The 7,866-nt window shown below is 72.6% G+C and carries 9 protein-coding genes; 3 read left to right on the top strand and 6 right to left on the bottom strand.

Translation table 11 applies throughout. The features are described from left to right. Positions 1-1,293 (top strand): hypothetical protein (locus GXP76_RS32290; protein ID WP_242575172.1); only part of this gene is annotated, 1,293 nt, incomplete at its 5' end. Between the two features lie 171 nt (positions 1,294-1,464). On the opposite strand, the gene GXP76_RS32295 is transcribed toward GXP76_RS32290, so the two are convergent. Next, positions 1,465-2,310 carry a hypothetical protein gene (locus GXP76_RS32295; protein ID WP_242575173.1) on the bottom strand — a complete coding sequence of 282 codons (846 nt, stop codon included), beginning with the start codon at positions 2,308-2,310 and terminating at the stop codon, positions 1,465-1,467. A 134-nt stretch (positions 2,311-2,444) separates the two neighbouring features. On the opposite strand from GXP76_RS32295, the gene GXP76_RS32300 reads away from it, so the two are divergent. After that, positions 2,445-2,957 carry a helix-turn-helix domain-containing protein gene (locus GXP76_RS32300; protein ID WP_242575174.1) on the top strand — a complete coding sequence of 171 codons (513 nt, stop codon included), beginning with the start codon at positions 2,445-2,447 and terminating at the stop codon, positions 2,955-2,957. Positions 2,958-3,005: 48 nt separating this feature from the next. Here GXP76_RS32300 and GXP76_RS32305 read toward each other — a convergent pair whose 3' ends face one another. Beyond that, positions 3,006-3,470, bottom strand: a complete 465-nt coding sequence (locus GXP76_RS32305; RefSeq protein ID WP_242575175.1) for a PaaI family thioesterase — start codon at positions 3,468-3,470, stop codon at positions 3,006-3,008. 64 nt (positions 3,471-3,534) lie between these two features. Between GXP76_RS32305 and GXP76_RS32310 the strand changes: the two genes are divergently transcribed. Then, positions 3,535-3,756 (top strand): DUF2277 domain-containing protein, encoded by a 222-nt coding sequence (locus GXP76_RS32310; protein WP_242575176.1) that lies wholly within the window; start codon positions 3,535-3,537, stop codon positions 3,754-3,756. Positions 3,757-3,792: 36 nt separating this feature from the next. On the opposite strand, the gene GXP76_RS32315 is transcribed toward GXP76_RS32310, so the two are convergent. From GXP76_RS32315 to GXP76_RS32330, 4 genes are all read right to left on the bottom strand, one after another. Beyond that, on the bottom strand, positions 3,793-4,500 hold the full coding sequence (locus GXP76_RS32315) for a DedA family protein (RefSeq protein WP_242575177.1): 708 nt from the start codon (positions 4,498-4,500) through the stop codon (positions 3,793-3,795). Between the two features lie 312 nt (positions 4,501-4,812). Beyond that, entirely contained in the window at positions 4,813-5,250 is a 438-nt protein-coding gene (locus GXP76_RS32320; protein ID WP_242575178.1) for a DoxX family protein, read from the bottom strand. A gap of 324 nt (positions 5,251-5,574) precedes the next feature. Next, a complete protein-coding gene (locus GXP76_RS32325) occupies positions 5,575-7,269 on the bottom strand; it encodes an alkaline phosphatase D family protein (RefSeq protein ID WP_242575179.1) in 1,695 nt (564 codons plus the stop codon). 98 nt (positions 7,270-7,367) lie between these two features. Continuing rightward, positions 7,368-7,866, bottom strand: a 499-nt coding sequence (locus tag GXP76_RS32330; RefSeq protein WP_242575180.1) for an HNH endonuclease family protein, incomplete at its 5' end; no start/stop codon positions are given.

The following is a 7,866-nucleotide window of genomic DNA, read 5'->3' on the forward strand; positions in this document are numbered from 1 at the left end:
TTGCCGCTCGGGTGGGACGAGATCGTCTACGCGAGCAGGTTCGGTCCGTACGGGCCCGCCGTGCCGTTCAGCGCGCCAAGGACGCGCGGGGTGCCGCTGCTGCTCGTGCCCGTGGCGGCGTGGAGCGACTCGGTGGTGCTTCTGCGGCTCTGGATGGCGGCACTGGCGGGCGGGGCGCTCTTTGTGGGGTTCCGGCCGTGGCTGGGAGTGCTGCGGCGCCCTGCGGGCGCAGGAGTGGCAGCGGGGCTGTACGGGAGTCTGTGGTTCGCCCTGTTCTACGCCAACTCCGCCATGCCCAACCACTACACGGCGATGGGCGCGGCCGCCGCCACCGGCTGTTTCCTGCGCCGCGACGGGGGTCGTGGCGCCTGCGCGGGGATCGTCGCCGGGCTGGCCGCCGTCACGCTGATGCGGCCCAACGACGGTGCGGCCGTGGCCCTTCCGCTGCTCGTCGCGGCTTTCGTGGTGCCCGCGTGGCGCGGCCGGGGCCGGCTCGCGGCCGTGGTGGCGGGCGTCGGGGTGGGCGCGCTGCCGTGGATCGTGGAGGCGTGGCTGCGGTTCGGCGGTGTGGCGCGGCGGCTCTCCGAGGCGAGCGACACCCAGGGCGGTACACGGCCCGTCCTCTCGGTGAAGGCCCATCTCACCGCCCTGGACGGGCCGTTGCTCTGCCGTCCCTGTACGGGCGACACCGTCGCCTCCGGGGTCGTCGAGTGGTGGCTGCTGCTCCCGCTGCTGGTCGTGCTCGGGCTGTGGGCCGTGCGCCGTGCCGGGCGGGCGCGGGCGCCGATGTGGCTCGCGGTGGCCGTCGCGGCGTCGGTCTCGGTGCCGTACCTCTTCCTCGTCCCCTACGCGGCGCCCCGTTTCCTGCTGCCCGGTTACGCGCTGCTGGTACTGCCCGCGGCCGTCGGTCTGCTCGCCGTCGCCGACCGGGCCCGTGGCTCGCGTCCGGTCGCGCTCGGTCTCGCCGTCGTACTGCTGGGGCACGCCGCCGTACAGACCGCGCAGGTACGGACCCATGTGGGTGTCCAGGAACGGGCGCGGGGCGACTGGCAGCGGATCAGCGCCGTACTCCGCGAGGAGGGGGTGCGGCCGCCGTGTCTGATCAAGGGGAACAGTTCGGCGATCCCCGTCGCGTACACGGCGGGCTGCGCGTCGGCCGGCATGGACGATCCGGCGTCCGCGACGGCGGTGGTCCTGCGCCGCGCGGACCCGCCGCGCTGGGCACGGGACTGGCCTCGGCGCCCGGTGCCCGGCACGTACAACCCGGGCTGGTCCGTCGCGGTGCGCCCGTAGAACCTAGGGGGTGTCTTGCCGATCTTGCCGGGCTCGCGGTCCCTGGCACGCACGTTCGCCGCGTTGACAGCGCAGGAGGGAGGCATGGCGGAGCCATGCCTCCCTCCTCCGCCTTGCGATCGCACGCACCAGACCCCGCTCCCTGATCCGGCCTGATCGACAAGACACCCCCTAGAACCCCTCGCGCGGGCCGGACTCGTCCTCCAGCGGCTTCTCCAGTGCCGTCGTGAGGATCCGTTCGCGCAGCTGGGGCATGTCCTGCGACACCAGGCCGGGGACCACCTCGTTCCAGCGGGCGGCCGTCGTGTCCAGCGTGCGGGTGAAGCCTCGGCGCAGGGCGCGGGCGGCGACGCGCAGGGCCACGGTCGTGAGCGGGCGAAGCAGGGAGCGGCCCCGGACGCTCAGCGAGACCCGGATCGTCCAGCGGCCGTCCGGCAGCCGGCCGGGTGTCGCGCGCACCACCGCCCGGCCCAGCCGGTGGTCGAGCCGTGCTTCCAGCGGCGCGGAGGACGGGCCCTGGCGCCGTACGGCCCCGTCCTTGCCCGGACCCGGTCCCGGCGACTGCCCGGACGCCGCGTCCCACCAGTCGTCCAGCCGGATGTGCGAGGTGCCGGTGGCCCGCGTCAGTGAGGCCCACCGGGTTGTCCCGCCCGTCCCGCTCGTACTCACCGAGCCACGCAGCCCGGCTTCCCTCGGGCGCTCCACGTCCCGCAGCTCCCCCTCGATCTCGGCCGTCACCGCGCCGTCCGTGACGTGCTGGGTGACGCGCACCGCCGAACGCCGGTCCCACTCCGTCACCCGCACCTGGGCGTCGTCGTCCACCTCGTACTCCGCGCCCGCGCGCAGATGGCTGCCCCGCACCAGCCGGATGTCCGGCACCTCCCGGCCGTCCGCGAGGAACAGCCGCCCGTCCTCGGCGCGGGTCTCCGCCACCAGGTCGTACAGCGTGACGACCGCCTGCTCGAACCACCGCCGTGGAACCGATTCGACGGTCACGGTGTATATGAGATGGACCATGTCGGCAGCATGGACGGTCCGGGGCCTCTCCCGTCAGGCCCGGGGCCGGCCATGTTGCGCGGGCGGCGGTTGCCGGGTCCCGGCAGGTCGCGCGGCCGGGCTCCCGCGTCCGACGGGCTCCTACACTCGGGCGCATGCGGTGGAACGAGATCGGTGAGGTCGACTGCTCGGTGGCGCGGGCGCTGTCGGTGGTGGGGGACCGCTGGACGCTGCTCGTGCTGCGTGACGCGTTCCTCGGCGTGCGGCGGTTCGAGGACTTCCGGGCGAACACGGGCGCGTCACGGCCCCTGCTCACCGAGCGGCTGACCACGCTCGTGGAGCACGGGGTGCTGCGGCGGGTGCGGTATCAGGAGCGGCCCGAGCGGTACGAGTACCGGCTCACGGAGAAGGGCGTCGGCCTGTACCCCGTGATCGTCTCGCTCCTCGCCTGGGGCGACCGGTGGATGGCGGGCGACGACGGTCCGCCCGTACGGCTGCGCCACGAGCCGTGCGGGCACACGATGACGCCCGACCTGGCCTGCCCCGGCTGCGGCGGGACGATCGACCCGCGCGACGTACGGCCGGCGCCGCGGTCCGAGCCCGTGGCCGATCCTCGCGAGACCTCACGGGCGGGGCACGCCAACTCCCGGACGGTGGCCGGAAAGTAGCGCCGTGCCGGGCGTCGCGGGCCGGGCGGGACTCCGCGGACACGGTTTCTAGGCCGCGGGGTGGCCTTCGGGGCGCAGGATCATGCACGTCGTCGTGGCGTGGGCGATCAGCTTGCCGCGTTCGTCGGTGACCCGGCCCTCCGCCGTCGCGGTCCGCCTGCCCACGTGGATCGTCGTGCCCACCGCCGTGAGCCGTCCCGCGTCCACGGCGACGGCGCGGATGTAGTTCACCTTCAGCTCCAGCGTCGTGAAGCCGACGCCCGCGGGCAGTGTCGTGTGCACCGCGCAGCCCAGCGCGGAGTCGAGCAGTGTCGCCGCGATGCCGCCGTGCACCGTGCCCAGCGGGTTGGCGAAGTCGGGCCTGGTGCTGAGCGAGAGCACGACACGGCCCTCGTCCAGCTCGTCGAAGGTCATGCCGAGGAGCCGTCCGACGGAGGGGCGGTCCGGAGGCTGCTCGGCCGCCCAGCGCAGCAGTTCCAGGCCGGACATCGTGGTGAGGTCGACAGTCGTCATGCGGCAGAAGTTATCAGTTCTGATTCTGAACCCACTGGTGGCGTCGATCGGTCACAATGGAGACATGTGCCGCAGCATCAAGACTCTCCGTCCGCCCGTGATCCCCGAAGAGGCCACCGAGGAGGAGATCAGGGCCGCCGCCCTCCAGTACGTGCGCAAGGTCTCCGGCTTCCGCGCGCCCGCCGCGCACAACCGCGAGGTGTTCGACCGGGCCGTCGACGAGATCACCGCCTCCACGATGCGGCTGCTCGACGGCATCGAGGTGCGGGGCGCGGCCCGGGCCTGAGGAGCGACGGCCCGCCGGGCGACGGTGGCCGGGGCCTCAGACCGCCGGTGACGGTGACGACGCCGAAGCCTGGGCGGACGCCGGTGCGCCCTCCCGCGCGGCGTCGCGCCGGCGCGACGGGCGGCGGACGATGTACGCGGCCACCATCCCCGCGGCGAACAGCGCCAGCACGGACACCGCCGCGCCGAACCAGCTCGCGCCCAGCAACTGGCCGCCGAAGTAGCCGAGCCCCACGCTGTATCCCGTCCACGCCACGGCCGCCAGCGCCGACCAGGGCAGGAACTCCTTCACCTTGCGGTGCGCGGCGCCCGCGCTCAGGGAGACGACCGAGCGTCCCGCCGGTACGAAGCGCGCGATCACGACGAGGATCCCGCCGCGGGTGAGTGACGCGCCGAGGCGTTCCTGCGCGGTGGTCAGCCGGCGTGAGCGCGCGATCGCGCGGGCCAGCCGGTCCCCGCCGCGCCAGGCGAGGCGGTACGCGACGAGGTCACCGATCACGGAGGCGACCGCCGCGCACACCATCAGGACAAGCAGCGACGGCACTTCCTGCGGCACATGCGCCACGTGCGACACCTTGCCGGCCGCGTCGGCGACCGCCGAGGTCCCCGCTGCCGCCGCCGTGGCCGTCGTGATCACCAGCACGCCGCTGGGCAGCACCGGCAGGAACACGTCCAGAAGCACGGAGAGCGCCACCACGGCGTAGATCCATGGGCTGCCGGTCAGCGCGCCCAGACTCTCCAGCACTGTTACATTCCCCGTTTCCGTAACGAAGCCGAAATCCCCCGGCCTCGTACCCCCGTGACCGCCGGCCCCCTCGCGCGAGGCGAACGCGGGGGCGGCTGTCAGCCATACAGCGTACGCCTGTGTGGTGGACCACCTTCCCACGGGGCGGGTGTTGTCCACCTCCTGTTTCCTCAATGGCCGAGATCCGGGATTGGCCGAATATGAGTGTGCGCCGACTCTTCCGTACGCGAGGGCGCCCGGACCCCGTCGAAACGGGATCCGGGCGCCGTGTGCCGCTCGGTCGTCCGGCCTTGCCGGGTGGCCGAGTGCCGGTCAGACGGTCACCGCCGCGGGCTGATCCCGGCGCTCCGGCTCGCGTGTGCCGCGCGCGCCGATGAGCCGGTCCAGCGAGAGTGCGCCGGGACCGTTGAAGACGATCAGCAGGAAGGCCCAGCAGAAGATCGCCGAGGCTTCGCCGCCGTTCTCCATGGGGAACAGCCCCTCGGGCTGGTGGACGTTGAAGTACGCGTAGGCCATGGAACCCGAGGCCACGAGCGCGGCGACCCTGGTTCCCAGCCCGAGGAGGACCAGGCTGCCTCCCACGAGCTGGATGACCGCCGCGTACCAGCCGGGCCAGGTGCCGGCCTGGAGGGCGTCCTTGCCGAGGACGCCGAAGAGTGTCGCGGCGCCGTGGCAGGTGAAGAGCAGTCCGATCACCATGCGGAAGAGTCCGAGGGCGTACGGCTGCGCATGGTTGAGACGTGTGTACATGGGGGGTGGGGCTCCTTCGGTTCGGGACGTAACCGACGAGAGCCTTCACGTTAGGCAGCCCTTAGGAATGCTTGCAAGTTCAACATCCGGCGGACGGGTCTTTCTCGGCCTCGGGCCCGTTCTCTGCGGCGAATCCGATCCGTACCCTCTGGCCAGCGGTTTCCGGTCGGCTTGTCGCGACTGCGACGGAGATCCCATTCGGCAGGGCATGGGCGGACCAATGGCCGGTACGGAGGAACCAGGCATAGCGGGGCGTGGGACGCCAAAAAGCCGCCAACCGGGGCGAGTCGGCGGCCTTGAGGGCTCTTCTGGGTTACCGGGACGTCACCCGGCGGCCAGTTCCCGTTCGTCGACGGTCACAAGCCGCGCCCCCGCCTCCGGCTCGCCGTCCGGTGTGCGCGCCTGCGCCAGACTCAGCCGCGCCGCGCGTCCCCGCAACGCCAGCGTCATCAGCTGGTTACCGAACCAGGGGCCGCCGGTCTTCCCCCAGGAGACGGACGGCGCGGGCACCCGGCCGTGCCGGGCGAAGGCGCGCCCCAGCCGCCGGCCCACCCTGCTCCAGCCGAACCGGAAACCGAGACGGATCGAGAGCGGGATGGAGTTGTGCACCGGAGAGCAGGTGAGCTGGACGACCCGCGACCGGGGCTGCCCCGTGCGCCAGGCCGGCTCGGCGACATACGCGTGGTGCACGTCGCCCGACAGCACACACACCGTCGCCGGCGCGTCGGGTCCGTCGCCCGCCTCGGCGATCAGCCCCGCCAGCTTCTCGAACGACGTGGGGAACGCCGCCCAGTGCTCCAGATCCGCCCTGCGGCGCAGAGCCTCGCCGAAACGCGCCCACCGCTTCCCGCGCTCGCCACGGGCCAGCGCGGCGTTCCAGCTCTCCGCGTCGTGCACCAGCGGCGGCAGCAGCCAGGGCAGCGAGGTGCCGATCAGGAGGTGGTCGCGGTCGCCGGGATCGGTCAGCGCCTGGTCACGCACCCATGCGGCCTCCTCCGCGTCCAGCATCTCCCGGTGCCCCTCCGCCAGGACACGGGCCGCCCGCGAGTCGACCATCAGCAGCCGGGTCCGGCCGAAGTCGCGCCGGTAGCTCCAGCGCACACAGGCCGGATCGGCGTCGGCCTCGGCGGCGAACTCCCGCAAGCGGCCGGTGCCGTCCGGCTCCCCCCGTACGGCGGCGTACAGCTTGTCGGTCGCCAGTTCGGCGGGGGAGAGGTTGCCCAGGTGCTGATACACCCAGTACGACATCAGGCCGCTCAGGATGCGCTCCCGCCACCACGGCTTCGTCCGCATCTCGGCCACCCAGGACGCACTGGTGTTCCAGTCGTCTATCACGTCGTGATCGTCGAAGATCATGCAGCTCGGGACGGTCGAGAGCAGCCAGCGGACGTTGGGGTCGCTCCACGACTCGTCGTAGAGACGGGTGTACTCCTCGTAGTCGGCGACCTCCGCGCCCGGCGGTTCGGACAGATCGCGGCGCTCGGCCAGCCAGCGGCGGGTGGCCTTCGACGTCTCGTCGGCGTACACCTGATCGCCGAGCAGGAGCAGCACGTCGGGGCGTACGGCCGCGGGGTCGGCCGCCAGGGTCGCGGCGAGCGTGTGCAGGGCGTCCGGTCCCACCGGGTCGGGCTCGCCGACCGGGGCGGAGGCCCAGCGGCACGAACCGAAGGAGACACGGAGTTCGGGGGAGTTCCCGGCGTGGTCCGTCCCCGTTCCCGCGGCGAACGCGGCCGGTGTACGGATCACACTCGGCGGGAACGCCGAGTCCTCGGGCGGCCAGACGCGGCGTTCGTCCAGCAGGACCTCGTACGCCGCCGAGGTGCCCGGGGTCAGCCCCGTCACCGGAATCAGGGCGTAGTGGTGCCCGGCGATCAGGAACGTACGCGACGAGCCGTACGCGCCGTCCTCGCAGCGGACCTCGGCCGTGCACGGCCCGTCCGTCTCGACCCAGATCGTGGCCGTGCCGGCGGATTCCCCGTCGACATGGCGCAGCAGTGGTCCCAGGCGCAGCCCGGTCATGGTGCCTCCTCCGTCGCCCCGTACGGTACGGAACGACGGAGGGGGCCGACCAGGTTCCGGTCTGTGATGTCGGGCGCGGCCGGTCCGGCCGTACCCGCTCAGCAGCCGTTCAGGACGCTCTGGAGCTTGGCCTTCTCCGCCGAGTCGACGCTCAGGTTGTAGTGGTGCTTCACGTCCACCCACATACGGGCGTACATGCAGTGGTACCCGGCGCGCGGCGGCATCCACTCGGCCGGGTCGCGGTCGCTCTTGGACTGGTTGACGTTGTCCGTGACGGCGATCAGCTGCGGCTGGCTGAGGTCGTTGGCGAAGGTCTGGCGCTGGGCCGTCGACCAGCCGCTGGCGCCGGAGGTCCACGCCTCGGCGAGCGGCACCATGTGGTCGATGTCCACGTCGCTGGCGGCGGTCCAGGTGGCGCCGTCGTACTCGGAGTACCAACTGCCGCTGGTCGCCGCACAGCTGGAGTTCGTCACGACGTTCGAACCGTCCCGCTTGAGTACGGTCTCGCGGGTGTCGCAGGCGCCCGACTGGGTGATCCAGTGCGGGAACAGGTCGCGGCTGTAGCCGCTGGTGGAGCCCTCGGCGCGCACGGTCAGC

The organism is Streptomyces sp. NP-1717 (assembly GCF_022695985.1).
In the GTDB taxonomy this organism is placed as follows: Bacteria; Actinomycetota; Actinomycetes; order Streptomycetales; family Streptomycetaceae; genus Streptomyces.

Bases quoted from the DNA above. Each gene is read 5' to 3' on its own strand.
- GXP76_RS32295 (WP_242575173.1), bottom strand. From the start codon at position 2,310: ATGGTCCATCTCATATACACCGTGACCGTCGAATCGGTTCCACGGCGG.
- GXP76_RS32300 (WP_242575174.1), top strand. From the start codon at position 2,445: ATGCGGTGGAACGAGATCGGTGAGGTCGACTGCTCGGTGGCGCGGGCG.
- GXP76_RS32305 (WP_242575175.1), bottom strand. From the start codon at position 3,470: ATGACGACTGTCGACCTCACCACGATGTCCGGCCTGGAACTGCTGCGC.
- GXP76_RS32310 (WP_242575176.1), top strand. From the start codon at position 3,535: ATGTGCCGCAGCATCAAGACTCTCCGTCCGCCCGTGATCCCCGAAGAG.
- GXP76_RS32320 (WP_242575178.1), bottom strand. From the start codon at position 5,250: ATGTACACACGTCTCAACCATGCGCAGCCGTACGCCCTCGGACTCTTC.
- GXP76_RS32325 (WP_242575179.1), bottom strand. From the start codon at position 7,269: ATGACCGGGCTGCGCCTGGGACCACTGCTGCGCCATGTCGACGGGGAA.